Raw genomic sequence first — 25,809 nt, 5'->3', positions numbered from 1 at the left:
GAGGAAGACCCATGCGTACGATCATCGCGACCGCGTTGATGCTGACCGCCGCCCCGGCGCTGGCGCAGCAGGCCGCCCCCGGCGCGGCGCAGGTCACGCCGACCCCGGCGGGCCCCGCCGCGAGCAAGCCGGTGGTGATCAACACGCCGGGCGAGGTCGCCAAGCGTGCGCCGGTCAACGGCGTGCTCGTGCTCTATGGCAACGAACGCTGCCCGACCAACACCGACGGCGCCGAGATCGTGATCTGCGAACGGCGCAGCGCGCGCGAGCAATATCGCGTGCCCAAGGAGCTGCGCGAATTCCAGGTGACGCCGCAGAACGAAAGCTGGGCGGCGCGCGCGCAGGGTACGCTCGATGTCGGCGTCGGCGCCAACAGCACCGGCAGCTGCTCGACGGTCGGCGCTAGCGGCCAGACCGGCTGCTTCCTGCAGAACGCCCGCGCCGCCCGCAAGGAGAACCAGGCGCGCAAGGCCGAAGAGGCGCGCGTACCGTAACGCGTGCCCGGGCCCGCCCGGCGACGCCTCGACCGTTTGCCTCGCCTCGCCAATGCGATACCTGTCGTCCGGGTGAGCAGGGGATAGGGTATGCGGGCAAACGGACGAACGGCAGCATCCAGGGCGCTGGCGGTGGCGGCGCTGCTTGCCGGTGGCGTCACCGGTCCGCGCGAATCGCGGCGGTCGGTCTGAGCCATGCGTGACCTTCGCATCGTCCTGTTCGCGCTCGTCTGGTTCAGCTGCGCCTGGTTCGGCTCGTGGGAGCTCAATCCCAATAGCGCGACGCGGATGTTCGCCGCGATCAGCCTGGTCGAGGACGGCGACGCGACGATCGACGACTTCGCGCCGCTGACGATCGACAAGGCGAGCTTCGCCGGCCACGCCTATCTCGACAAGGCGCCGGGCATGACGCTGATGGCGCTGCCCGCGGTCTGGATCGCTGATACGGTGACCGGCACGCGCGCCGCGGCATTCGGCAACGCCCCGGCCGGTGCCGATTTTGAACGCTACCTGCGGCTACGCACCCGCATCGCCGCGGCGACCGGCCCGGCGCTGCTGACCGCGCTCGCCGCCGTGCTGCTGTTCGACCTCGCCGCCGGGCTGACCGGCAGCGCCGCCGCCGCGCTGTTCGCCGCGCTCGGCTATGCGCTGGGCACGCCGATCTGGGGCTGGTCGACCACCCTGCTCGGTCATGCCGTCGTCGCCGATTGCTATGGCATCGCGCTCTGGGCGATCTGGCGCGGCAGCCGGCCCGGTGCCGGCGGTGTTTGGTCCGCCGCGCTCGCCGGGGCGGCGCTCGGCTGGGCGGTGGTGGTCGAACATCAGGCGGTGCTCGCCGCGCTGCCGATCGTCGGCTGGGCGCTGTGGCTGCTGCGCGACCGGCCCGACCGGCTGCGGCTCGCCGGCGTCGCGATCGGCGCCGGCGTGCTCGCGCTGCTGCCGCTCGCGCTCTACAATCTCGTCGCCTTCGGCACGCCGTTCCGTGTCGGCTATTCCGGCGTCGTCGGGTGGGAGGGGATGCATCAGGGGCTGTTCGGGCTCGGCTGGCCGCGGCCGTGGGTGATGCAAGCGGTGCTGTTCAGCTTCCAGGTCGGGCTGGTCTGGGTCGCGCCGGTGCTGCTGCTCGCGCCGCTCGGCCTGTGGTACTGGCTGAGCCGTCCGGCGATGCGGCCGGTCGCGCTTGCCGCCACGCTGAGCGCGCTCGTCGTGCTGCTGGTCAACGCGGCCTATGTCTATTGGAATGGCGGCAACACCACCGGCCCGCGCTTCCTGATCCCCGCGCTGGCGCCGCTCGCGCTCGGGCTGGCGGCGGAGTGGATGCGCGCCGGCGGCCGCGGCGAGCGGCGCGCGATGAGTGTCCTGCTCGGCCTCTCGATCGCGATCAACGCGGCAATCGCCGCCGCCGAGATCTTCGCGCCGCCGCTCGTCACCTTCCCGCTGTGGCAATGGGTCGTCCGCGCCTTCGTCCGCGGCTATCTGCGCACCGCGCCGAGCGAATGGTTCGGCTGGAGCCCGTGGGCGGGCTTTGCCCTGTGGGCGGCGCTGGCGCTGCCGGCGATCGGCTGGCTGGCCTGGCGGGTGCGCACGCCCGCCACTCAGGGGTGACGCTTCAGCCCGCGCACCCGGTGCCAGATGTAGAAGGCGACCAGCGCGATCAGCACGATGCCGATCAGCAGGTCGGCGCGGTGAAAGGCGGCCTTGACGCGCGGGTCGCTGTTCCACTTGTCGCCGAGCGTCATGCCGACCCAGGCGAGGCCGAAGCACCACGGCCACGAGCCAAGGAAGGTATAGATATGGAACGGCACCAGCCGCATCCGCGCGACGCCGGCGGGGAAGGCGATGAAGCTGCGGATCACCGGCAGCAGCCGCCCGATCAGCACCGCGAGGCTGCCCCAGCGCGCGAAGAAGCGGTCGGCGGCGTCGAGCTCGCCCGGCCCGATCAGCACGTAGCGGCCCCAGCGCTCGGCCATCGGCCGGCCGCCGCGCTTGCCGACCTCATAGCCGACGATCGAGCCGATGTTGCAGCCGATCGCCCCCGCGGTCGCGGCGAGGATCAGGTCGAACCGCCCGGTCGAGACGAGATAGCCGGCGAAGGGCATGATGATCTCGGACGGGAGCGGGATGCACGCGCTCTCGATCGCCATCAGGATCGCGATGCCGACATAGCCGCCGCTGGAGATCACCCAGATGGTGAAGGTGGCAAGAACGCCCAGGATTTTCTCGAACATGGGGCCGGGGCTTGGCGGATCGCGGCGGCCAAGGGAAGGGGGAACCGGGCGGGGCGCTCGCGCGCTCGTGCCATTATGGATGATCTCACCTTCAACGACGGCCGCACGATGCCGCGGCTCGGCCTCGGCACCTGGAAGCTGCCCGACGCGCAGGCGCCGCTGGTCGTGCGCCGGGCGCTCGACCTCGGCTATCGCCTGATCGACACCGCCGCGATCTACGGCAACGAGCGCGGCGTCGGCGAGGGCGTGCACGGCAGCGAAGCGTTCCTCACCACCAAATTGTGGAACGACCGGCAGGGCGATCCCGCCGCGGCACTCGACGAGAGTCTGGCGTTGCTCGGCATGGATGCGGTCGATCTCTACCTGATCCACTGGCCCGCGCCGGGGCAGGGGCAGTATGTCGACGCGTGGAAAGCGCTGGTCGCCTTGCGCGACGCGGGCAAGGCGCGCTCGATCGGCGTGTCGAACTTCCTGCCCGAGCATCTCGACGCGATCATCGACGCCACCGGCGTGACGCCGGCGCTCAACCAGATCGAACTCCACCCCCATCATCAGCGGCGCGAGGAACGCGCCTATCATGCGGCGCACGGCATCGTGACGCAATCGTGGAGCCCCCTGGGGCAGGGCGGCGACCTGCTGCGCGATGCCGCGATCGTGCGGGTGGCGGAAAAGCACAGCCGCTCGCCGGCGCAGGTGGTGATCGCCTGGCACCTCGCCCATGGCCTGTCGGTGATCCCCAAGGCAGCGGATGCCGAACATATGAGCGACAATTTCGCCGCGCTCGACCTGACGCTCGACGCGGAGGATATCGCGGCGATCGACGCGCTGGAGACCGGTGAGCGTATGGGTCAGGACGCGCGCGAGATGTGATCCAAGTCCTCCCCCGCGGGGGGGAGGTGGCGCCGCGAAGCGGTGACGGAGGGGGAGGACACGGCACGCGCGATGACCGAGCTGCCGCCCTGTCCTCCCCCTCCACCATTCGGCTGGCGCCGAACGGTCCCCCTCCCCCTGGCGGGGGAGGAATTAGGGCATAGTCCTCCCCGGTACGGGGAGGTGGCACGGCGGAGCCGTGACGGAGGGGGGCTTCCACACGCGCGGCGTCCGCGGCGATCCCCCTCCACCACCAGGCTGACGCGTGGTGGTCCCCCTCCCCGTGCCGGGGAGGATTATGCCGCCGCCGCCTTTGCCTTCTTCAGATCTTCGACGAAGCGCGCGAATTCGTCCTCCTTCTGCGCCGGGTCGGGCAGGCGGAGGAGGTAGCTCGGGTGTACGGTGATCCACGCCTCGCCGCCGTCCGGCAGCCGTAGCGCCTGGCCGCGCTCGCGCCCGATCGTCACCGTGCGTCCGAACAGCGACCGGCCCGCGGTCGCGCCGAGCGCCACCGTCACCCTGGGCCGGACCAGCATCTGCTCCTGCTCGATCCACCAGCGGCATGCCTGGATCTCGCCGGTGTCGGGCTTGGCGTGGATGCGGCGCTTGCCGCGTTGCTCGAACTTGAAGTGTTTGACCGCATTGGTGACGTAGACGCGCGCGCGGTCGATCTCCGCCGCCGCCACCGCGCGGTTGAACACCTGCCCCGCCGGGCCGACGAACGGCGTCCCGGCGAGATCCTCCTGATCGCCCGGCTGTTCGCCGACGAACATCATCTGCGCATCGACCGGCCCCTCGCCGAACACCGTCTGCGTGGCATGTTTGTACAGGTGGCAACGGGTGCAGGCCGCGGACTCGTCGCGCAGCGCCGCCCAGGCCGCCTGGACGTTGTCGCCGATCGTCGGCGCCTCGCGCGATTGGCTGATCATCCCGCTCTCCCGTGCCTGTGCGCCCGCGATCAGCTGGCCGACCAGCGCCGTCTCGGGCATGTTCTTCCAATATTTGCGCGGCATCTCCTTGAGCATCGCGCCGACCTTGACGCGCGCCGGGTTGAAGATGCTGGCGTAATAGGTCTTCCACACCTCTTCGGTGGGATCGCCGTCGGGCGCGTCGCCCTTGCTCGCGCCGGGGCCTTCCGACAGCATCGTCCCGTCCCAGTGCAGCGACACCTCCGGCGTCAGGATCGACCAGCGCATGCTGGCGAAGCGGTTGACGAAGAAGGCGGCATTGGCGCGGACGATATGATGGTCGGGCTCGAACCAGGCGACGTAGCGACTCGCGCCGTCATCGTCGGCGACCTCGCGGAAGCGCAGGAAGGCGCGCATCTTGTGGATGTCGCGGCGGACGGTCTTGGCGATCACCTCCAGCCTGCGGATCAGCGGATCGGCGTGATCCTCCATCAGCTTTGGCTCGCGGCGCAGCCGGTGCAGCACGGTGTAGAGCAAGGCGAACCGCTCCGGCTCGGCTGCCATCACGACGCTGCGCGCGAGATCGATGAACGCGCGCGGCACCGACAAAGCGCCCGGCACCGGCGGCGGCACGGCCTCTTCGGCCGCCGTGGCGAACAGGTCGGCCGGCGTGCTGCCGACCTGCCAGACGATATCGTCGGGCGGCACGTCGGCCGCGGCGAACCCGCGCGCCGCATCGCGCCACGCGTCGAAATCGTCGGGGGCGGGCAGCGTCGCCAGGCGCATGCGCCGCGTCAGTCCCGCTCGTCGCCGCCCGGCGGATTGGCCTTGGCGATCTCCAGCTCCTCGGGCTTGCGCTCTTCGTAAATCGACGCGAGTTCGTCCTCGGTCGCGTCGTCGAGCTCCTCCGCGGCGGCGGGGAACATTTCTTCCTCTTCCTCGGTGATGTGATGTTCGTAGCGGCGGCGCATGTGGAAGAATTTCTCGCTCCACGCGTCCGAGCCGAAGTCCTCGTCGGCCATCTCGCCGAGCAGGTCGTCGACCTCCTTGTGCTCGCTGACCGAATGGCGCGCGTCGTCGCGCAGGTCGGGATCGCGCAGCATCGTCGCGTAGAGCGATTCCTCCTCCGCGGCGGCATGGCTCTGAATTTCAAGGCGGAACGCCTCGAACAGGCGCTGCCGCTCCTCGCTCGCGCCCTGCAGTTCGGCGAGCTGCTTGAGCATGTCGCGTTGCTTGTCGTGGTCCCGCTTCAGGTCTGCGTAGATCTGCGCCAGCGCCATGATCGTGTCTCCTTCGCCGCGACCAACCGGCGAGGACGCACGGCGTTTCACTTGTGAGTCATTCTCACGCGGCGAACAGTTCGAGCTGCTGGCGCTTGGGCGCGACGATCGGCTTGAGATCGGCGCGGTCGGTGAGCAGCACCGGGCGCCAGTCCTCGGCGACGATGAACGGCCGCACCTTGGCGACGCTCACCGTCAGCCGCGCGACATCGTCCAGCCGCAGCCGCCGCCAGCGCCGGCTGGCGACGATCCGGTCGACCGCCTTCACGCCGAGGCCGGGCACGCGCAGCAGCATCTCGCGCGGGGCGCGGTTGACGTCGACCGGGAAACTCTCGCGAAACTTGAGCGCCCAGGCGAGCTTGGGGTCGATGTCGAGCGGCAGCATGCCGGTGGCGTCGTCCGCCGCCGCGACCACCTCGTGCGGGCTGTAATCGTAGAAGCGCATCAGCCAGTCGGACTGGTAGAGGCGATGTTCGCGCATCAGCGGCGGGCGTTGCAGCGGCAGCACCGTGCTGGCGTCGGGGATCGGGCTGAACGCGCTGTAATAGACGCGGCGCAGACCGAACCGGTCGTAGAGCGTCGAGGCGCGGGTGACGATCTCGCCGTCGGTCGCGGCATCGGCGCCGACGATCATCTGCGTCGACTGGCCGGCGGGGGCAAAGCGCGGCGCCGATTTGTATTTCTTGCGGGCGTCGCCGTTGTCCGCGATCGACGTCTTCACGTCCTTCATCGCGCCCTCGATCCGCGCGCCGTCCTTCTCGGGCGCGAGCCGCTTCAGCCCGCTGACCGTCGGCAGCTCGACGTTGATCGAGACGCGATCGGCATAGAGGCCCGCCTGATGCACCAGCTCGGGGTCCGCGTCGGGGATCGTCTTGAGGTGGATATAGCCGCGGAAATGATGATCCTCGCGCAAGCTGCGCGCGACCTCGACCATCTGCTCCATTGTGTAATTGGACGATTTAATGATGCCCGAGGAGAGGAACAGCCCCTCGATATAATTGCGCTTGTAGAAGGAGATGGTGAGGTTGACGACCTCCTGCGCGGTGAAGCGCGCGCGGCGGACGTTGCTGCTCTTGCGGTTGATGCAATAATGGCAGTCGAAGATGCAGCTGTTGGTCAGCAGGATCTTGAGCAAACTGATGCAGCGGCCATCGGGCGCATAAGCGTGACAGATGCCCATGCCTTCGGTCGATCCCAACCCCTTGCCGTCGCGGCTGTCGCGCTTGGCGGTGCCGGAGGAGGCGCAGGATGCGTCATACTTCGCCGCATCGGCGAGGATCGCCAGCTTTTCACGGGTGTCGAGCTGGGCCATCCGTTCGATATACGTTCCGCACCCTTCCGGAACAAGGGGCGGTGGAAACACGATTTCGAGTCTCGGCAATATCGCCGCAATCCGCGTCGTGCAGAAGGGGCGTGCAGGGGATCGCAGAGGAAAAGCCCATGATCCGCAACCAGACGTCCTATCTGTCGGAACGCTCCTTCACCGAGGCGGTCCGCGCAATCCAGGCGACTCATCCCGCTGCTGCGGCGGTGCATCAGGAAATGTGCCTACTCTATACGGGGCGGGTGCTCGCCGACCTGCTGCGCGGGTCACGGACCTGAGTCCCGTTTGCCCCACATACTCCGTCCCCTGCGGCCCGGTGGACCCCGGAACGAGTCCGGGGTGACGTGGAATTTGGGGGCAGGGGAAGAACCCAGGAGCGCGTCGGTTATTCTGCCGCAAGCAGCGAGGTCGCGCCGCCGAGATCGACCGACACCAGCCGGCTGACGCCGCGCTCGACCATCGTCACGCCGAACAGGCGGTGCATCCGGCTCATCGTCACCGCATTGTGCGTGACGATGAGGTAGCGCGTGTCGGTCTCGCGCGACATGCGGTCGAGCAGGTCGCAGAAGCGCTCGATATTGGCGTCGTCGAGCGGCGCGTCGACCTCGTCGAGCACGCAGATCGGCGCCGGATTGGTCAGGAACAGGGCGAAGATCAGCGCCACCGCGGTCAGCGCCTGTTCGCCGCCGGACAACAGGGTCAACGACTGCAACCGTTTGCCCGGCGGCTGTGCGAGGATTTCGAGCCCCGCCTCGAGCGGATCGTCCGAATCGACCAGCTCCAGATGGGCGGCGCCGCCATCGAACAAGGTGGTGAACAGGCGCCGGAAATGGCCGTCGACCGCGGCGAAGGCGGCGAGCAGCCGCTGCCGCCCCTCGCGGTTGAGCGTGCCGATCGAGCCGCGCAGCCGGTTGACCGCCTGCCCCAGTTCGTCGCGCTCGGCGACATTGGCTTGGCTTGCGCTCTCCAGCTCGGCGAGTTCGCGTTCGGCAACGAGGTTGACCGGCCCGATCCGCTCGCGATCGGCGACGAGCCGGTCGTGCGCCGCCGCTTCCTCGGCGGGGGCGCGGACCTCGGCGACCGCGAAGCCGAGCCGCTCGGGCAGCACCGGTGCCGGGCATTCGAACCGCTCCCCCGCCAGCCGGCCGAGTTCGACCCGCCGCTGCGCGTGATTCTCCAGCCGCGCGGCGGTGCCGGCGCGCGCCTCGCGCGCCTGGCTGAGCGCCTCGATCGCGCGCCGCTGGGCGTCGTCCGCCCGGCGCAACGCCGCCTCGGCCTCGCGCTCGGCGGCGGCCTGCGTCTCGGCGGCGGCGCGGGCGGCGGCATGATCCGTCTCCTGCGCGGCGATCGCGGCATCGAGCGCGGCGGGCCGGTCGGCGACCGCGGCGGCATCGATGGCAAGCGCGGCGTCGCGCTTGTCCATCTCGGCGATGCGCTTGGCCGCCTCGCCGGCGCGGGCGCGCCAGCTGCGTCCGTCCGCTTGCGCGGCGGCGAGCCGCTCGCGGTTCGCCTGCACCGCGCGATCGAGCGTCGCCCCGCGCTCGCGCGCCTGCGCCACCGCGGCGCGATGCCGGTCGGCGGTGCGCGCGAGCGCCGCGACCGCCGCGGCACTGTCGCGTCCGTCGGGCAGGGCGTCGCGGGCGGCTTGCGCGGTGGCGCGTTCGGCAAGCGCTTCGGCGCGTTCGTCGCCGATCCGCGCGGCGCGCGCGTCGAGATCGGCGCGCTGCCCGGCGAGCCGTTCGAGCGCGGTGGCGGCGCGATCCTCGGCGCGCTCGGCATCGCGGCCGGCGGTCTCCGCCTGAGCGAGCGCGGTGCGCGCCGCCTGCGCCGCGTTGCGGGCGGCGGCGATCGTGCGATCCACCTCGGCACGCGCCGCCTCCGCCGCTTCCAGCGCGGCAGCGGCGGCGGGGCGCGCTTCGGTCAGCGCCTTCAGCCGGTTGAGCCGTTCGAGCCGCTCCGCCGCGGCGGCGCCGCTGCCGCTCGCGACGAACCCGTCCCAGCGCCGCAACCGCCCGTCGCGCGTCACCAGCCGCTGCCCGACCGCGAGCGGCTGGCCGCGATCGTCCGCCACGAAGGTCTGCGCCAGCCGCCGCGCGAGCGCCGCCGGCGCCGCGACATAGGCCGCCAGCGGCGTGCTGTCAGCGGGCGCCGCCGGGTCCTCCGGCTGCACCTCCGCGCCCGTCCAGGCGGCGAGCCCGATCTCCAGATCGTCGCCCAGCGCGGCGGCGAGCGCCCGTTCATAGCCGGCCTGCGGCGCGACATGGTCGAGCAGCCGGTCGCGCCCGCTGCGCTGCGTCGCCTTGGTCAGCGCCGCTGCCTCGCTGTCGAGCGCGGCGAGGTCGGCGCGCGCGGTGGCCCGTCTGGTTTCCGCCGCATCGCGACCGGCGATGGCGGCGCGCTCCGCCGCCTCCGCCTCCGCCAGGGCCGCCCGCGCCTGATCGGCAGCCAGTGCCGCCGCGCGTCGCCGCCCGGCAGCCTCCTCGCGCGCGGCGGCGAGCGGCGCGGGATCGCCGAGCGCGGCGGTCGCCTGGGCGATCTGCGTCGCATCGCGCTCCGCCCGCTCCGCGCGCGTCCGCGCCGCCGCCAGCGCCGCATCGGCGACGCGCGCCTCCGCCGCCTCGCTCGCCTGCCGCGCCATGCCCTGCGCCAGCGCGACCTCGGCATCGCGCGCGTCGCGCTCTGCCTCGGCCAGCTGCGCCGCCAGCCTGGGCGCCTCTTCGGCGGCGGTGGCGATCGCGCGGTCGAGCGCCTTGCCCTCCTCGGCAAGCCGCGCCAGCGCCGCTGCGGCATCGGCGGCGAGCGTGCCCTCGCGCGCGCGATCCTCGGCGATCCGCGCGCGCGCCTCGGCCAGTTCGGCGACCCGCCGCACCGCCGCGCTCCGCTCGGCGCGCAGCGTGGCGAGCGCATGCCCCGCCTCGCTCGCCCGGTCGCGTGCCGCGAGTGCGGCGGCGCGTGCCTCGGCGACCGCGGCGGCGGCGTCGTGCTGCGCGGCGGCGGCGGCCTGTTCGGCGGCGGTGGCGGCGGCGACCGCGGCATCGGCGGCCTCGGCCTCCGCCCTGGCGGTGTCGGCGGCGGCGACCGCCTCGCGCCAGCGCGCGAAGATCATCCGTCCCTCCGCGACGCGGATCTGCTCCGACAGCGCGCGATAGCGTTCCGCCGCGCGCGCCTGCCGACGCAACGCCGCGGCGCGCGTGTCCTGGTCGGCGATGAGTTCGTCGAGCCGCACCAGATTGGCCTCGGTCGCGCGAAATTTCTGTTCGGCGTCGCGGCGCCGCACGTGCAGCCCGGCGATCCCGGCCGCTTCCTCCAGCATCGCGCGGCGTTCGGCGGGCTTGGCGGCGATCACCGCGCCGATCCGGTTCTGGCTGACCAGCGCCGGGCTGTGCGCGCCAGTCGCGGCATCGGCGAACAGCAGCCCGACGTCCTTGGCGCGCACGTCGCGGCCGTCGATGCGATAGGCGCTGCCCGCGCCGCGCTCGATACGGCGGACGATTTCGCGTTCCTCGCCATCGGCGCCGTCGAGCAGGATCGAGACCTCGGCGAAGTCACGCGGCGGCCGCGTCGCGGTGCCGGCGAAGATCACGTCCTCCATCCCCGCGCCGCGCAGGGATTTGGCGCTGTTCTCCCCCATCGTCCAGCGCAGCGCTTCGAGCAGGTTGGACTTGCCGCAGCCGTTCGGCCCGACGACCCCGGTCAGCCCGCGCTCGATGGCGAGGTCGGCCGGATCGACGAAGCTCTTGAACCCGGCGATGCGGAGCCGCTTGATCTGCACGGCGGCGGGGTGCCGTTTATGGCGCGGCGTTGCAAGAGGGCGCGCGAAGCCGCGAAGCCGCGAGAGGGGCATGCGGAGGTGCGAGCAGGGTGTTCACGCGGAGGCTCGCGAGGCGCGGAGAAGGGGTTTTGCGCGCAGAGGCGCAGAGGCCGCAGAGAGCGCGCGCGGCGCGGAGCGCCCCTCCTCGCAACCCGCACCTCCGTTCGCCCTGAGCTTGTCGAAGGGCAGGTGAGACCCAGGCCCTTCGACAGGCTCAGGGCGAACGGAAGCGGAGGTCGAGGCCGCTTCGCGGCAGGCGCGCGCCTCTCTGCGGCCTCTGCGCCTCTGCGCGCAAAACCCTTCTACTCCGCGCCTCCGCGCGACCCTTCGCGGCTTCGCGGCTTCGCGCGAAAAGTTTAAGCCCCGGCCGCCTTCAGCAACGGCTCCAGTTGGCCCCAGCTCAGCGCGTCGATCTTCTTGCCGTTGAGGATCAGCGTCGGTGTGCCGGTGACGGTGCCGTCGGCGCTCTTGTCCTGGGTCTGCTTGGTCCAGCGGTCGATCTGCTTCATGTCGCCGAGGCAGGCGCGCGCCTTGGCCTCGGGGATGCCGCGCTGCTTGGCGAAGTCGATCAGGCCCATCTGCTCGGCCATGATGCGGATCGCGTCGACCGGCTTGGCGGTCTGCAACTGCTGCTGCATCGGCTGCGGCATCGCCTGCAGCTTGGTATTGAAGCCCTCCTGCGCCTGGTACATCTGCTCCAGGATCGGGAAGAAGGTCGACGGATCGGTGCAATTGCCGAGCAGCGCCGGCGGCAGGTCGGGCGCGCCGTGGACCAGGAATTCGCGATATTCGAAGCTGACCTTGCCGGTCTTGACGTATTTGTCGAGCAGCGGCGCGAAGCCCTCGCGCGCCAGCGCGCCGCAGGTCGGGCACAGGCGCGAACCATATTCGACCAGCTTGATCGGCGCATTGGGGTTGCCGACGACCGTCCCCTCGGCGGTGCGCGCCGCGGTCTCGGTCCAGCTCTGGCCGGCGGGCGCGGCGACCGCGGCGGCGGGGCTGGCGGGCGCGGTCGGCGTTCCCGTCTCCTTCGAGCAGCCGGCCAGCGCCAGCGACAGGACGAGAAGCGACGCAAGCATTTTCATCGGGTTACGCTCCATTTCTTTGGGCACTTATCTGGCGCCTTTGGCGCGCAGGACGGCTTCCAGCTTGTCCCAGCCGGCGGGCGGCTGGAGTTCGCCGTTGATGTAGAAGGTCGGCGTGCTGCGCACCTCGACCGGCGCGTCGCCGGTCATCGCGGTGATCCGCGCCACCTCGGCCTTGTCGGCGAAACAGGCGTTGATCTTCGCCGGCGTGAGCCCGCGCGCGCGCATCGCCGCGGTCAGGCCGGCGGCGTCCATATAGCTGCGCGCCTGCGCGATCAGCGGCTTGGCGTCGATATCGGGATGCGCCTGCTGATAGGTGCCCAATTTGGGCAGCCACGTCGCCTGCGTCGCGAAGATCATCGCATGCGCCGCGCCGAAGCCGCGCGGCCCCGCGCAGCGCGCGAGGATCGCCGCGCCGAGATCGGCGGGGTCGCGGATCAGATGGCGATATTCCAGGCTGACCTTGCCCGACCGGATCATCTGCCCCTTGAGCACCGGCGCGCTCTCGTTGGCGAAATCGGCGCAATGCGAGCAGGTGTAGCTGCCATATTCGACCAGCTTCACCGGCGCCGCCGGATTGCCGAAGACATAGGCGCCCTTGGCAGTCGGTCGCGCGACCTGGCTCCAGTCGGTCGCCGGTGCCGCGGCGAGCAGCAGCGCGGCGGCGGGGACGAAGCGCAGGGCAGCGGAGAGGACAGGGGGCATGACCGGGATCATCCTATCTTGGGGACGCCACGCGTAGCGTGGACGCCGGCGGCGAGCGATTCGAGCACGGCGCGCAATTCGGGATCGGCGATCGCCTTCAATCCCTCGCCGATCTCGGCGGGCGCGGGCTTGAGCGCGGTCGGCGCGCTGCGCGGTATCGGCCTGGCGACCTCGCCCTGGCGGATCGTCAGCCGCGCCACCGCGGCATAGCCGAAGAAGCGGTTGACCCGCTCGACGATCTCGGGCGCGATATGCTGCATCATCGGCGCATGCGCGCCGCGGACGACGATGGTCAGCACGCCCTCCGCCTTCTTGCCGGGCGGGAAGCGCAGCGATTCGGGGGCGGAGGCGCTGGCCCAGCGCTCGCCGACGATCTCCGGCCAGCGCGTCACCAACGCACTCTGCACGAAGCCGAATCGCTTGAACGCGGCGCCGTGGATCGCGGGCAGCAGTTCGCTGACCGCGCGGGCGCGGTTGTGGCGGAGGGGCTCGGCTTCGGGGGCGCGGACGCGCTTGCTCATCGGCGGCTCCATGCCATAGCCAAGTCGTGGACGCTACTCGCTCTTATCCCGACCCCGCGGCGATTCCCGCGATGCTGCTCGCCTGGTACGATCGCCACCGCCGTGCGCTGCCGTGGCGCGCGCTGCCCGGCCAGGCCGCCGACCCCTATCGCGTCTGGCTGTCGGAGGTGATGCTGCAACAGACGACGGTCGCTGCGGTACGGCCGCGGTTCGACGCCTGGGTGGCGCGCTGGCCCGATTTCGCCAGCCTCGCCGCCGCCGAGGATGCCGAGGTGATGGCCGCCTGGGCGGGGCTCGGTTATTACGCCCGCGCGCGCAATCTGGTCGCCGCGGCGAAGGCGGTGGTCGCCGATCACGGCGGCGTCTTCCCGCAGGACGAGGCGGTGCTGCGCAGGCTGCCGGGACTGGGCGCCTATACCGCCGCCGCGGTGGCGGCGATCGCCTTCGGCAAGCGCGCGGTGGTGGTCGACGCCAATGTCGAGCGCGTCGTCGCGCGGCTGTTCGCGATCCGCACGCCGCTGCCGGGGGCACGGGTCGCGATCCGCGCCGCCGCCGACCGGATTACGCCCGACGCGCGCGCCGGCGACTTCGCGCAGGCGATGATGGACCTCGGCTCGGGCATCTGCACGCCGAAGAAGCCGTACTGCCTGCTCTGCCCGCTCGAACCCGAATGCCGCGCGGTGCGCGAGGGGGCGCCCGAGGCGCTGCCGGTCAAGGCGAAGAAGAAGGCGAAGCCGCAACGCTATGGCACGATCTTCTGGGTCGAACGCGACGGCGCGGTGCTGCTCGTCACCCGGCCGGACAGGGGATTGCTCGGCGGCATGCGGGCGCTGCCGACCGGGCCGTGGGGCGAGGCGCCGCCGGGGCTCGCCGAGGCGCCGCTCGCCGCCGACTGGGAAATGCGCAACGCGACGGTAGCGCACGGCTTTACGCATTTCGACCTGCAACTGGCGCTTGCCGTCGCCCGGACGGACGCGCATCAGGCGGGCGAATGGTGGCCGATCGCGGAGCTCGACCGCGCCGGCCTGCCGACGGTGTTCGCCAAGGCCGCGGCGGCGGTGCTGAGGAGAGACGGATGAAGCGCAAGATGTTCGCCGGACTGGGCCTCGTCGCCCTGGCCGCCACCGCCGCGCTCGGCGGGCAGGCGCTGCAACAGTCCGCCCCGGCGACCCAGACGGCCGCGCTGCCGCAGACGCAGGCGCTGTTCGACGGCTATGTCCGCGACGGCAAGATGCCCGGCATCACCGCCGCCTTCGGCATCGGCGACCGGCCGACCTGGTTCGTCTCCGCGGGCAAACTGTCGATGGAGGCGGACGCCGCGCCGGCGACGCCGGACAGCCTGTGGCGCGTCTATTCGATGACCAAGCCGATCACCGCGATGGCGGCGATGATGCTGATCGAGGAGGGCAGGATCGGCCTCGACGATCCCGTCGCCAAATATATCCCCGCCTTTGCGAAGATGACGGTCGCGACCAGCCCGGTGACCAGCTTCGCCGGCGTGCCCGCGGAGCGGCCGATCACCATCCGCATGCTGCTGACCCACACCTCGGGGCTGAGCTACAACATCATCGCCAAGGGCGCGCTGCTCAAGGACTATGAACGGCTCGGCATCCTGCCCGCGCAGGTCAGCGCCAGCATCGAGCCGGCGATGCGCCGCACCCGTCCGGCGACGCTCGCCGCGTTCGCCGACCGCGTCGCGCAGACGCCGCTGATCGCGCAGCCGGGCACCGCCTGGAACTATTCGGTCGGCCTCGACGTCATGGGCCGGGTGATCGAGATCGCCGGCGGCATGCCGTTCGACACCTTCGTCACCACGCGCATCCTCGCGCCGCTCCGGATGACGTCGAGCTACTGGACCGTCCCGCGGTCCGAGGCGCGCCGGCTGGCGACCAATTACGCATTCACCGGCGATGCGATGGTGCCGCTCGATCCCGCCGCCACCTCGGTCTACCTCCAGCCGCCCAGCTTCCCTTATGGTGGCGCCGGGCTGGTGATGTCGGCGCGCGACTATGACCGCTTCCTCCACATGCTCGCCGACGAGGGCACGCTGGACGGCGTACGGATCATGAAGCCGGAGACGGTGCGGCTCGCCATGTCGAACCTGCTGCCGCCCGGGGTCCGCTTCGGCGGGGTCGGCGGCGCCACCGGCGGCGCGTCCGCCAAGGCGGTGCCGATGGGCTATGGCGCGGGCGGGTCGGTCTATCTCGCCGACGCACCCGGCGGCTTCCCGTCGAAGGGCACCTATGGTTGGGGCGGTGCCGCCGGCACCGTCGCCTTCGTCGATCCGGTCAAGAAGGTACGTGGTACGATCATGGTCAATTACTTCCCCGCCGATCGCTGGCCGGTGCGCCAGGACACGGTTGCCGCCCTCGCCGCCGACATGGCCGGGGTCCGCCGATGACCCCGGGCTTCACCGGCGGCACGCTCGATCGTGCCGATGCGCTGCGCCACGATGCCGAGGCGCTCGCCGCCAAGCTCGACGGCAATGCCCGCGTGCTGCGGCTCGACGGACTGATGCCCGAGGTGACGGCGGACGGCCTGCTGGCGTGGAGCGCGCTCGCCGAGGCGCCCGCGGGTGCGGAGCTGGTGCTGCTCGGCCTCGACGGCGCCGGCCGCGCGCATGTCGCCGTGGTCCCGCCGGCGGGAGCGGAGGGCACCGCGCCGGCGATGCGTTCGCCCGCGCTGATGGCGGTGCTCGCCGCGTTGCAGCCGGGCGAGGCGGCGACCTATGCCGCGGCGCGCAGCCTGCTCGACTGGCATGCGCGGCACCGCTTCTGCGCGCGCTGCGGCGCGGGTACGCACCTGTTCCGTGCCGGCTGGGGGCGCCAGTGCGACGCCTGCGGCACCGAGCATTTCCCGCGCGTCGACCCGGTGGTCATCATGATCGCCGAACATGACGGCCGCGCGCTGCTCGGCCGCGGCAAGAACTGGCCCGAGGGCCGCTATTCCGCGCTCGCCGGCTTCCTCGAACCCGGCGAATCGATCGAGGAGGCGGTCGCGCGCGAGATCGGCGAGGAGGCCGGCGTGCGCGTCGGCAACGTCCGCTACGTCGCCAGCCAGCCCTGGCCGTTTCCGTCGTCGCTGATGATCGCCTGCATCGGCGAGGCGGAGGACGACGCGATCACGCTCGACACCAACGAGCTGGAGGATGCGATGTGGGTGCCGCGCGACATGGTCCGCGCGGTGCTGGCGGGCGACCCCGGCCCGTTCCTGCCGCCGCCGCCCTATGCGATCGCGCATACCCTGCTGGCCGTGTGGGCCAACGCATAACGCCTCCCCCTTGCGGGGGAGGAATGTGGTCACCGCATCGCGGCGAGCAGCGCGTCCAGCGGGGCGGTGGCGAAGCTCGTCATGTCGTCGGCCAGCGCATAGGGCAGCAGCAAAGTGCGCCCGCGCACCAGCCCGCCGCACGAATAGACCACGTTCGGCACATAGCCGTCCCACGTCTCGCCGTCCGGCGCGATCAGCGGTTCGGGCAGCCGCCCGAGCACCTTGGTCGGATCGTCGCGGTCGAGCAGTGCCGCGCCGATGCAATAGCTGCGCACCACGCCTACGCCATGGGTCAGCACCAGCCAGCCCTCGTCGATCTCGATCGGCGAACCGCAATTGCCGATCTGCACGAACTCCCACGGATACTGCGGCGTCATGATCCGCACCGGATCGGCCCAAGCGAGCGGCGTGTCGCTCTGCGCGAACCACAGGCTCTCGTTGTCGTGGCGGAACAGCGCCGCGAACCGGCCGCCGATCTTGCGCGGGAACAGCGCCATGCCCTTGCCGCTCGCCACCGGCCCGTCGACCGGGTGCATGTGGAACAGGCGGAAGTCGTCGGTCTGCAGCACCTCCTGCCGCGCGCCCTGGCCGCCGACCGCGGTATAGGTGCCGATATAGGTCTCGCGCCCGTCCTCGTCGCGGAAATGGACGAGGCGCAGGTCCTCGATGCCGCGGTTCTGGCTCTCGACCACCGGGAACAGCACCGTCTCCGACGGTTCGCGTGCATCGCGGCAGTTGAGCTGGACCAGCGCCTTGGCGCCGATCTCGCGGATCAGTTCGGGTGCGGGCTCCTCGATCACCGGCGGCACGCCCTGCCGGCTCGGCGTGTCGATGACGAGATCGTCGTCCGCCGGCCCCCAGGTGCCGGTGCGGAAGGTGACCGAGGACAGATGCCCCTCGCCGATGCCGCGCAGCGACAGGACGAAGCGGATCGCGCCGTCGGCACAGCCGCTCTGGTCGGGGTGCGGCACGATGCTCGGGTTGAACAGCGCCGCCGCCTCGAACGAATATTCGGCGCTGAAATAGGCGCCGATCAGCATCTTGCGCGAGTCGGCCAGCCCCGGGTCGAGCTTCAGCGGCCCCGCCACCTCGTCGAAGCGGCGCAGCAGCAGGCCGGGGATCTCGCGGTGCCGCGATCCCAGCCCCTCGACGATGACCGCGATCATCGCGTCGATCTCCGCGTCGGGCATCGCGAGCATCCGCTCGACGATGCGGTCGCCGCGCGGCTTGCCCTCGACGCGGAACGGGTCGGGGTCCTCGGGCAGGAAGGGGCGGATGACGGTACGTTTGGGATCGGGGAGCAGCGTCGGCTCGAGGTGACGCACGAAGGAAGCGGCCAAGGGGGACCCTCCGGGAAGACACGGACCGGCGGCTGCCGGCCTCGCGCACCAGACGCGCGAAGCCGCAACCGGGGTCCATTTATACCAGCGGTGTTACGTTAGGAATCGTTGCCGTCGTCGAACAGCGCCTCCCAGCGCCCCGCCTGCGCGGCCTCCGCCGCCCGCGCGATCGCGGCGAGCAGCGGCGGATCGCCGGCCACCTGCGGCGGCAGGCCGAGCCCGGCTTCGGCGAGGCGGTGCACCAGCGTCGCCGGATCGGCGTCGTGCGCGGCGGCGGCGAGTCGCGCGCCGGCGGGGTCGGCGATCGCCACGCCGGCGCGGCTGCGCCCGATCAGGAAGGCGACCCAGCCGCCGATCGCCGCGACGACATGCGTCGGCATCCGCCCCGCCGCCCGGTTCGCGGCGAGCGTGTCGCCGAGCCGGTAGGGCAGCTTCTGCGAGCCATCCATCGCGATCTGGTCGAGCCGGTGGACGATCGCCGGGTTGCGGAAGCGCGCCAGCACCGCGGCGCGATAGGCGTCGAGGTCGAGCCCCGGCACCGCGGGCAGCATCGGCACAATGTCGCGGCGGATCATCGCGTCGACGAAGCCGGCGAGCGGCGCATCCGCCATCGCCTCGGCGACGCTGCCATGGCCGCGCAGCAGCCCGAGATAGGCGAGCGTCGAATGCGCGCCGTTGAGGATGCGCAGCTTGGCCTTCTCATAGCCGGCGACGTCGCTGGTCAGCGTCGCGCCCGCGCCGGCGAGATCGGGGCCGAGCGGCACGATGTCCTCGATCACCCATTGCGCGAACTGTTCGCGCTGGACCGCGGCGCGATCCTCCAGCCCGATCGTCTCGGCAACCGCCGCATAGAGCGCCGCGTCCGACGCCGGTGTGATCGAATCGACCATCGTCGACGGCACGCGCACCGCGTCGGCGATCCAGTCGGCAAGGCCGGCATCGCGCGCACGGGCGAAGGCGACCAGCGCCGCATGCAGCTTGGCGCCGTTGCTGGCGAGATTGTCGCACGGCATCGGCACGAACGGTTGCACCCCCGCGGCGCGGCGCGCGGCGAGCCCGGCGACGATCCAGCCGATCACGCTGTGCGGTACCGCGGTTCCGGCAAGGTCGTGGACGATATCGGCATGGTCGAGGTCGAGCGTGCCGTCGCCGGCCAGGCAATAGCCCTTCTCGGTCACCGTCATCGTCACCAGCGTCACCGCCGGATCGGCGAGCAGCGCATGCGTCTGCGCCGCCGCGTCGGGCGCGAGGAAGCGGCGGTGCGCGCCGATCACCCGCATCGCCGGCGCGGCGTCGCGGATCGCCAGCGTGTACAGGCCATCCTGCTGTTCCAGCGCCTCGACCGTGCCGCGGCTGCGCATCGATACGGCGGCGATGCCCCAGCGCGGATCGTGCGCGAGCAGCGTGTCGATATAGGCCGCCTGATGCGCGCGGTGGAAGGCGCTGGGCCCGAAATGGACGATGCCGACCTCAGGCACGGCACGGCCGCGCGGGCTGGCAATCGTGGCGGGCAGCCGGTCAAGCGTGGTGCGGGTCAGTCGGGTCACGGGCATCGCCCCTCGTTGTTGCGGAGCGCCGTTCTGCAAGCTGGCGCCGCGCCTGTCTACCGGTGTCATCAACACCGGCGGTCGCTCTGGCGAAGGCGGGGGCGGGCGGCTATCGTCGCGGCCATGCGCAGATCCGGCCAGCCGACGATCAATGACGTGGCCCGGATCGCGGGCGTGTCGAAGAAGACGGTGAGCCGCGTCATCAACCGCTCGCCGCTGCTCCACGCCGACACCCGCGCGCGGGTCGAGCGGGTGATCGGCGAGCTCGGCTATATCCCCAATCCGCAGGCGCGCGCGCTGGCGTTGCGCCGCAACTTCCTGATCGGCCTGGTCCACGACAATCCCAATGCGCAGACGGTGATGAACGTCCAGCACGGCATGCTCGCCGGGCTGCGCGGCAGCGAGTTCGAGCTGGTGGTGCGCCCGGTCGATCGCGCCTCGCCGACGATGCTCGACGATCTGCGCCACTTCCTCGAACGCCAGCGGCTGTTCGGCGTGCTGCTGATGCCGCCGATCAGCGAGGACGACGGCGTCGCGCATCTCTGCGCCGCGATCGGCTGTCGCTACGTGCGCATGGGCTCGGCGACGCTCGATCAGCCCGACCGGATGGTCGCCTCCAACGATCGCAGCGTCGTGCGCGAGGCTGCCGCCCATCTCATCGCGCAGGGCCACCGCCACATCGGCTTCATCGGCGGTCCGGCCGGATTCCGCTCGGCGGAGGAGCGCCGCGCCGGCTTCGACGCCGCGCTCGCCGCCGCCGGCCTCGCCTTGCCCGACGCGCGTGTCGCGGGCGGTCTTTATACCTTCGAATCGGGCCTCGCCGCCGCCGAGCGCCTGCTCGACGCCGTGCCGCGCCCGACCGCGATCTTCGCCGCCAACGATGAGATGGCCGCCGGCGTCGTCCATGCGGCGCGCCGGCGCGGTCTCGCCATCCCCGACGACCTGTCGATCATCGGCTTCGACGACACGCCGATCGCCGCCCACCTGTGGCCGCCGCTCACCACCGTGCGCTGGCCGAGCACGGTCATGGCCGAAGCCGCCGCCCGCAAGCTGATCGCGGCGGAAGGCGAGGCGCAACCCTGCCATTTTCCCTCGACCCTCATCCACCGCGCCTCGGTCGCGGAGGCGCCGGTCACGCCTCCCCCGCCGGGGGAGGTGGCAGAGCACGGAGTGTCGTAACTAGGCTTCCGCCCTTTCCGCCCCCTCCGTCACGCCTTCGGCGCGACACCTCCCCCTGGCGGGGGAGGACTTCGATATGTCTGCACGCTGAGGGAGGTGCCAGCGCAACGCGCTGATGGAAGGGGAGGACGGGGCGGAGCTTCGCCCGGCGCGCCACCTCCGCAAACCACGGTTGCACCCCATCCTGACACCGGTTACCACCCGCGCAAAGCGAGAGGACCGCGCATGACCCGCCCCCTGGACCTGCACCCCGACCGGCTCTTCCCCGCCGATCCGACGACGCGCGGCATCGCCCGCACGCTGTACGCGGCAATCGCCGACCTGCCGATCGTCAGCCCGCACGGCCACACCGATCCGACCTGGTTCGCCGACAATCGCGCCTGGACCGACGCGACGACGCTGCTGCTTGCGCCCGACCATTATCTGTTCCGCATGCTCTACAGCCAGGGCATCGACCTCGACGCGCTGGCGATCCCGCGCAGCGACGGCGCGGTCACCGCGGACCGGCGCGCGGCGTGGCGGCTGCTCGCCGACCATTATTATCTGTTCCGCGGCACGCCGTCGCGCATGTGGCTCGACCATGTCTTTGCCGAGGTGTTCGGCATGACGGTCGCGTTCGAACCCGCCACCGCCGATCTCTATTACGATGCGATCGCCGAGAAGCTGGCGACCGACGCCTTCCGCCCGCGCGCCTTGTTCGACCGCTTCCGCATCGACTTCCTCGCCACCACCGAGGGCGCGCACGACAGCCTCGATGCGCATCACCGCATCCGGGACAGCGGCTGGACCGGCCGCGTCGTCACCACCTACCGCCCCGACGGCGTCATCGACGTCGAGCATGAGCAGTTCGCCGGTGCGCTGCGCCGCCTCGCCGAACTGACCGGCGAGGACGTGTACAGCTGGCAGGGCTATCTCGCCGCGCACCGCAAGCGCCGTGCCGACTTCCGCGCCGCCGGCGCCACCGCCACGGATCACGGTCACCCCACCGCCGCCACCGCCAACCTGTCGACGGCGGAATGCGAGACGCTGTTCGCGCGCATCACCGGTGGCGACTGGACGCCGGCCGACGCCGAGCTGTTCCGCGCGCAGATGCTCACCGAGATGGCGGGGATGAGCGTCGAGGACGGCATGGTGATGCAGATCCATCCGGGCAGTGTGCGCAACCACAATGCCGGCCTGTTTGCCAGCCACGGTCGCGACAAGGGCGCCGACATCCCCGGCCGCACCGATTACGTCCACGCCCTCAAGCCGCTGCTCGACCGGTTCGGCACCTCGACCGACTTGTCGATCATCCTCTTCACGCTCGACGAGAGCGTCTACGCGCGCGAACTCGCGCCGCTCGCCGGCCATTATCCCTGCCTCAAGCTCGGCCCCGCCTGGTGGTTCCACGACAGCCCCGAGGGCATGCGCCGCTTCCGCGAGATGACCACGGAGACCGCCGGCTTCTACAATACCGTCGGCTTCAACGACGACACCCGCGCCTTCCTGTCAATCCCCGCGCGCCACGACGTCGCGCGGCGGATCGACTGCGGCTTCCTCGCCCGCCTCGTCGCCGAGCACCGCCTCGCCGATTGGGAAGCGGCCGAGCTGGCGCAGGAGCTGACCAGCGGCCTCGTCCGTCGCGCCTATCGCATCGACGGCTGAGGGAGCGACGCGCATGACATTCCTGGCATTCGGCGAGATCATGCTCCGCCTGTCGCCGCCCGGCCGCGAACTGCTGTTGCAGACCCCCCGGTTCGACGTCTGGGTCGCCGGCGCGGAGGCCAATGTCGTCACCGCGCTCGCCCGGCTCGGCCATGACGTCGCGCTGGCCAGCATGGTTCCCGACAACGACCTCGGCCGTTCGGCGGTGGCGACGCTGCGCGGCCATGGCGTCGATACCCGCCGGATCGCGCTCGCCGGCGAGCGCATGGGCCTCTATTTCGTCACCTCGGGCGCCGGCATGCGCGCCACCGAAGTGATCTACGACCGCGCGCATTCCAGCTTCGCCGAGGCGCCGGTATCGGCATGGGACTGGGACGCGCTGTTCGACGGCGTCGACTGGTTCCATCTGTCGGGCATCACCCCGGCGCTCGGCCCGGTGCCGGCGCAGAGTGCGATCGCCGCCGCGCGCGCCGCCGCCGCACGCGGCATCCCGATCTCGTTCGACGGCAATTACCGCGCCAAATTGTGGGAGCGCTGGGACAGCGATCCGCGCGGCATCCTGATGCAATTGGTCGAGCATGCCGACCTGCTGTTCGGCAACCATCGCGACATCGCGCTGCTGCTCGACCGCGATTTCGCCGGCCATGACGGCGAGGACCGCCGCCGCGACGCCGCCGAGGCCGCCTTCGCCGCCTTCCCGAAGCTGCGCACGATCGCCTCGACCGCGCGCCATGTCGAGAATGTCGACCTGCACCGCATCTCGGCGCGCGTCGACACGCGCGACGGCCACGCCCAGACCGGCGAGGTGACGCTGGCGGGCATCGTCGACCGGATCGGCGGCGGCGACGCCTTCGCCAGCGGCGTGCTGCATGCGCTGCGCACCGGCGGCGACATCGGCGAGGCGGCGCGCACCGGCCTTGCGCTCACCGCGCTCAAACATTCGCTGCCCGGTGACGCCTCGCTGTTCCGCCAGGCGGATATCGACGCCTATCTGGCCGGCGGGCTCGACGTCCGCCGCTAGGCGGGCAGCGCCCGCGCGGCGCGGATGCTGCTCCATGCATACAGGCCGCAGCCGAGCCAGATCAGCGTGAAGGTGGCAAGCTGCGTCGCGCGGATCGGCTCGTGATAGACGAGCACCGCGAGCAGGAATTGCAGCGTCGGCGCGATGAACTGGAGCAGGCCGATCGTCGTATAGCGCAGCCGCCGCGCGCCCGCCGCGAACATCAGCAGCGGCACGGCGGTCACCGGCCCGGCGAGCGCCAGCAGCAGGTCGATCGTGCGGTCATGGCCGAAGCTGCCGGTACCGGCCCCCTGCGCCTGTAGCAGCACGACCAGCGCGAACGGCGCGAGGATCATCGTCTCGATCGTCAGCCCGCCCAGCGCATCGACGGCGGCCACCTTGCGGATCAGCCCGTAGAAGCCGAAGCTGAGCGCCAGCACCAGCGACACCCACAGCGCGCCGCCGCCGCCCGCCGCGAGGATCGCGACGCCGAGCGCCGCCACCGCCACCGCCGCCGCCTGCAACCGGTTGAGCCGCTCGCCGAGCAGCAGCATGCCGAGCGCCACGTTGAGCAGCGGGTTGATGAAATAGCCCAGGCTCGCCTCGACCAGATGGGCGTTGGTCACCGACCAGATATAGACGAACCAGTTGATGCCGATCAGCAATGCGCTCGCCGTCAGCATCGCCAGCACCCGCCCGCGCGCCGCCGCCACCAGCGGTTTGAGCCGCCGCGTCACCACGACGATCGCGAGCAGCAGCAGCAGCGACCACAGGATGCGGCTCGCCAGCACCTGCAACGGCGCCACCGCGGTCAGCAGGTGCAGGTACAGGGGCAGCAGCCCCCACCAGATATAGGCGCCGACCGCATAGAACAGACCGGCGCGAGCATCGGGAGAATGAGCCATGCCCGCCTCCTGCGCCGGTCGGTGCGCCAGCGCAACAAAGCGGTGCTTGGCGCGGGTCGGCGTCTGCCTTGCCGCCGGTGCTTTTCCTCGCCGGCGCAGCCGTCTAGGGGCTGCGGCATGACCAGCGGCATGCTCCACGACCTCTTCCTCTCGACGCTGGTGAAGCAGGCGGGCGGCAATCGCCGCCGCTGGCGACTCGTGCTCGGCGAGATCCGCCTCTACGATCCCGCGACCCACCCGCATTGCAACTGGTCGGTGACGCCGACCGGCTCGGCCGGCGAGAACGACACGATCGAGCGTATCGCCGACGACCTCCGCCTGCGCCATCCGCTGGTCACCGCCGGCTGAGGCTGCTCGACCGGACGGAGTAGGGCGGCCGGGGATCAGCCCGGCAGCGCATCACCGCCGCTCGGCGCTCAATCGCGACATCAGGATCGCCGCGCGCTTCGCCTGGCGCCGGATCGACTCGAGGTCGACCACCTCGTCGGGCGTGTGATCGCCGCGGCTGGCGGTCCCCAGCCCGACCAGCCCGTCGACATCCGCCGCCACCCACGAGATATCGCCCGCGCCGCGCTTCAGCGGATCGAGCGGCGGCATCTCGGCCAGCCCCAGGTCGCGGTTGACCGCGTTGAGTCGCGCCAGCAGCGCCTGGTTGCCGGCGGTCGGCGCCATCGCCGGATAGCCCGGCTTGATCGTCAGCACCGCGTCGGTGCCGGGCAGGTGCCGCGCGACGATTCCCCGCATCCGCGCGCCGACCCGCTGCGTCTGCGCCTCGCTGAGCGTGCGGAAGTCGCCGCTCGCCACCGCCTGCGCCGGAATGATGTTGCTCTTGCCCTGCGCCTGCGCCTTGTCACCGCCCGCGGCGATCGTCGCGCTCGCGCCCGCGGCGAGCAGGCCGGTGTTGAAGGTCAGGTTCGCCTCGGGCAGCTCGCTGCGGAAGGCGGCGAGGATGCGCGCCAGCTCGTTCGCCGCGCCGTCGCCGAAGTCCGCGCTGAAGATGCGCGAACTGTGCCCGGTCCTGCCGGTGACGACCAGCGTCCAGTCGTTGACCGAGCGCCGCGCGATCGATCCCATGTCGCGGCCGTCCTCGACCGCCAGCCCCTCGAAGTCGAGCGCGGCATCGGCGCGCTTGCCCGCGGCGATCAGGTCGGCGCGCGCCACCGCGACGGGGTCGCCCGAATCCTCCTCGTCGCCGGTCAGCACGATCTCGATATTGGCGGAGCCGAGCGTGCCGGCCGCCTGCATCGCGCGCAGCGCGGCGAGCATCACCACCATGCCGCCCTTGTCGTCGCCGGCACCCGGGCCGCTCGCCTCGTCGCCGCGGCGGACGAAGCGCTGGAACGGCGAATCGGCCTCGAACACTGTGTCGAGATGGCCAATCAGCAGCAGCCGCTTGGTGCCCGGCGTGCCGGCATGCGTCGCGATCAGATGCCCGGCGCGGCCGGTCTGCGGCAGCGGCTTCCAGGTGACGGTGAAGCCGAGCGGGCGCAGCGCCTCCGCCATCATTGCGCCGACCCGCGCGACGCCGGCGAGGTTCATCGTCCCGCTATTCTGGTTGACCAGCCGTTCGAGCAGCGCGACCGATCGCGCCTGCTCGGCATCGACCGTCGCCACCATCCGCGACTCGGCCGGCGACAGATGCGCGGGTGCTGGCGCGGCGGCGGCAGGCGTGGCGGCGAGCAGCAGCGGCAGGATCAT

The 25,809-nt window shown here is 71.5% G+C and carries 23 protein-coding genes; 11 read left to right on the top strand and 12 right to left on the bottom strand.

Annotated elements, in window-relative coordinates; genetic code table 11:
- Window positions 1-11 precede the first annotated feature (11 nt).
- A complete protein-coding gene (locus HD841_RS00465) occupies window positions 12-494 on the top strand; it encodes a hypothetical protein (RefSeq protein ID WP_179506942.1) in 483 nt (160 codons plus the stop codon).
- A gap of 195 nt (window positions 495-689) precedes the next feature.
- Window positions 690-2,099, top strand: a complete 1,410-nt coding sequence (locus HD841_RS00460) for a hypothetical protein (RefSeq protein WP_179506941.1) — start codon at window positions 690-692, stop codon at window positions 2,097-2,099.
- On the opposite strand, the gene HD841_RS00455 is transcribed toward HD841_RS00460, so the two are convergent.
- A complete protein-coding gene (locus HD841_RS00455; protein WP_179506940.1) occupies window positions 2,090-2,722 on the bottom strand; it encodes a DedA family protein in 633 nt (210 codons plus the stop codon). The two genes, HD841_RS00460 and HD841_RS00455, sit on opposite strands and share 10 nt — an antisense overlap.
- Window positions 2,723-2,797: 75 nt before the next feature.
- Between HD841_RS00455 and HD841_RS00450 the strand changes: the two genes are divergently transcribed.
- Entirely contained in the window at window positions 2,798-3,592 is a 795-nt protein-coding gene (locus HD841_RS00450; RefSeq protein ID WP_179506939.1) for an aldo/keto reductase, read from the top strand.
- A 296-nt stretch (window positions 3,593-3,888) separates the two neighbouring features.
- Here HD841_RS00450 and HD841_RS00445 read toward each other — a convergent pair whose 3' ends face one another.
- The 3 genes from HD841_RS00445 to HD841_RS00435 form a co-directional block, all read right to left on the bottom strand.
- Complete coding sequence (locus HD841_RS00445) at window positions 3,889-5,286, bottom strand: UdgX family uracil-DNA binding protein (protein ID WP_179506938.1); 1,398 nt, start codon at window positions 5,284-5,286, stop codon at window positions 3,889-3,891.
- Between the two features lie 8 nt (window positions 5,287-5,294).
- Window positions 5,295-5,780 (bottom strand): hemerythrin domain-containing protein, encoded by a 486-nt coding sequence (locus HD841_RS00440; RefSeq protein ID WP_179508028.1) that lies wholly within the window; start codon window positions 5,778-5,780, stop codon window positions 5,295-5,297.
- Window positions 5,781-5,844: 64 nt separating this feature from the next.
- Complete coding sequence (locus tag HD841_RS00435) at window positions 5,845-7,092, bottom strand: putative DNA modification/repair radical SAM protein (RefSeq protein ID WP_179506937.1); 1,248 nt, start codon at window positions 7,090-7,092, stop codon at window positions 5,845-5,847.
- Window positions 7,093-7,220: 128 nt separating this feature from the next.
- Here HD841_RS00435 and HD841_RS00430 point away from each other — a divergent pair, with 128 nt between their 5' ends.
- Complete coding sequence (locus HD841_RS00430) at window positions 7,221-7,382, top strand: hypothetical protein (protein WP_179506936.1); 162 nt, start codon at window positions 7,221-7,223, stop codon at window positions 7,380-7,382.
- 107 nt (window positions 7,383-7,489) lie between these two features.
- On the opposite strand, the gene HD841_RS00425 is transcribed toward HD841_RS00430, so the two are convergent.
- The 4 genes from HD841_RS00425 to HD841_RS00410 form a co-directional block, all read right to left on the bottom strand.
- Entirely contained in the window at window positions 7,490-10,876 is a 3,387-nt protein-coding gene (locus tag HD841_RS00425; RefSeq protein ID WP_179506935.1) for a chromosome segregation SMC family protein, read from the bottom strand.
- Window positions 10,877-11,271: 395 nt separating this feature from the next.
- Window positions 11,272-12,000, bottom strand: coding sequence for a thioredoxin domain-containing protein (locus HD841_RS00420; RefSeq protein WP_179506934.1), 729 nt, complete (start codon window positions 11,998-12,000; stop codon window positions 11,272-11,274).
- A gap of 27 nt (window positions 12,001-12,027) precedes the next feature.
- Window positions 12,028-12,705, bottom strand: coding sequence for a DsbA family protein (locus HD841_RS00415; protein WP_179506933.1), 678 nt, complete (start codon window positions 12,703-12,705; stop codon window positions 12,028-12,030).
- A gap of 8 nt (window positions 12,706-12,713) precedes the next feature.
- Window positions 12,714-13,226 carry a DUF721 domain-containing protein gene (locus HD841_RS00410; protein ID WP_373562904.1) on the bottom strand — a complete coding sequence of 171 codons (513 nt, stop codon included), beginning with the start codon at window positions 13,224-13,226 and terminating at the stop codon, window positions 12,714-12,716.
- A gap of 71 nt (window positions 13,227-13,297) precedes the next feature.
- Here HD841_RS00410 and HD841_RS00405 point away from each other — a divergent pair, with 71 nt between their 5' ends.
- The 3 genes from HD841_RS00405 to nudC are packed head-to-tail and all read left to right on the top strand — an operon-like array spanning window position 13,298 to window position 16,496.
- Window positions 13,298-14,305 carry an A/G-specific adenine glycosylase gene (locus tag HD841_RS00405; protein WP_179508027.1) on the top strand — a complete coding sequence of 336 codons (1,008 nt, stop codon included), beginning with the start codon at window positions 13,298-13,300 and terminating at the stop codon, window positions 14,303-14,305.
- The gene (locus tag HD841_RS00400; protein WP_179506931.1) at window positions 14,302-15,627 is read left to right on the top strand and encodes a serine hydrolase domain-containing protein; all 1,326 of its coding nucleotides are present in this window, start codon (window positions 14,302-14,304) and stop codon (window positions 15,625-15,627) included. The genes HD841_RS00405 and HD841_RS00400 overlap by 4 nt, the downstream gene beginning before the upstream one ends.
- A complete protein-coding gene (nudC, locus tag HD841_RS00395) occupies window positions 15,624-16,496 on the top strand; it encodes an NAD(+) diphosphatase (protein WP_179506930.1) in 873 nt (290 codons plus the stop codon). Before HD841_RS00400 ends, nudC begins: the two co-directional genes overlap by 4 nt.
- A gap of 29 nt (window positions 16,497-16,525) precedes the next feature.
- On the opposite strand, the gene HD841_RS00390 is transcribed toward nudC, so the two are convergent.
- Together HD841_RS00390 and HD841_RS00385 are read right to left on the bottom strand one after the other, a co-directional pair.
- Window positions 16,526-17,836 carry a glycoside hydrolase family 130 protein gene (locus tag HD841_RS00390; protein WP_179506929.1) on the bottom strand — a complete coding sequence of 437 codons (1,311 nt, stop codon included), beginning with the start codon at window positions 17,834-17,836 and terminating at the stop codon, window positions 16,526-16,528.
- Between the two features lie 98 nt (window positions 17,837-17,934).
- On the bottom strand, window positions 17,935-19,383 hold the full coding sequence (locus tag HD841_RS00385) for a mannitol dehydrogenase family protein (protein WP_373562903.1): 1,449 nt from the start codon (window positions 19,381-19,383) through the stop codon (window positions 17,935-17,937).
- A 123-nt stretch (window positions 19,384-19,506) separates the two neighbouring features.
- On the opposite strand from HD841_RS00385, the gene HD841_RS00380 reads away from it, so the two are divergent.
- The 3 genes from HD841_RS00380 (at window position 19,507) to HD841_RS00370 (ending at window position 23,227) form a co-directional block, all read left to right on the top strand.
- Entirely contained in the window at window positions 19,507-20,562 is a 1,056-nt protein-coding gene (locus HD841_RS00380) for a LacI family DNA-binding transcriptional regulator (RefSeq protein ID WP_179506927.1), read from the top strand.
- Window positions 20,563-20,787: 225 nt separating this feature from the next.
- Window positions 20,788-22,206, top strand: a complete 1,419-nt coding sequence (gene uxaC / locus HD841_RS00375) for a glucuronate isomerase (RefSeq protein ID WP_179506926.1) — start codon at window positions 20,788-20,790, stop codon at window positions 22,204-22,206.
- Window positions 22,207-22,219: 13 nt separating this feature from the next.
- Window positions 22,220-23,227: a sugar kinase gene (locus HD841_RS00370; protein ID WP_179506925.1), complete on the top strand. Its 1,008-nt coding sequence runs from the start codon at window positions 22,220-22,222 to the stop codon at window positions 23,225-23,227.
- Here HD841_RS00370 and rarD read toward each other — a convergent pair.
- The gene (rarD, locus tag HD841_RS00365) at window positions 23,224-24,111 is read right to left on the bottom strand and encodes an EamA family transporter RarD (RefSeq protein ID WP_179506924.1); all 888 of its coding nucleotides are present in this window, start codon (window positions 24,109-24,111) and stop codon (window positions 23,224-23,226) included. The genes HD841_RS00370 and rarD overlap by 4 nt on opposite strands.
- Window positions 24,112-24,228: 117 nt before the next feature.
- On the opposite strand from rarD, the gene HD841_RS00360 reads away from it, so the two are divergent.
- Window positions 24,229-24,459, top strand: a complete 231-nt coding sequence (locus HD841_RS00360; RefSeq protein ID WP_179506923.1) for a hypothetical protein — start codon at window positions 24,229-24,231, stop codon at window positions 24,457-24,459.
- 51 nt (window positions 24,460-24,510) lie between these two features.
- Here HD841_RS00360 and HD841_RS00355 read toward each other — a convergent pair whose 3' ends face one another.
- Window positions 24,511-25,809, bottom strand: a complete 1,299-nt coding sequence (locus tag HD841_RS00355) for a M20/M25/M40 family metallo-hydrolase (RefSeq protein WP_179506922.1) — start codon at window positions 25,807-25,809, stop codon at window positions 24,511-24,513.

The organism is Sphingomonas melonis (genome assembly GCF_013409985.1).
GTDB classification, from domain to species: Bacteria; Pseudomonadota; Alphaproteobacteria; order Sphingomonadales; family Sphingomonadaceae; genus Sphingomonas; species Sphingomonas melonis_A.
Note: the sequence above shows the minus strand (reverse complement) of the source record. Positions and strands in the feature narration are given on the sequence as shown.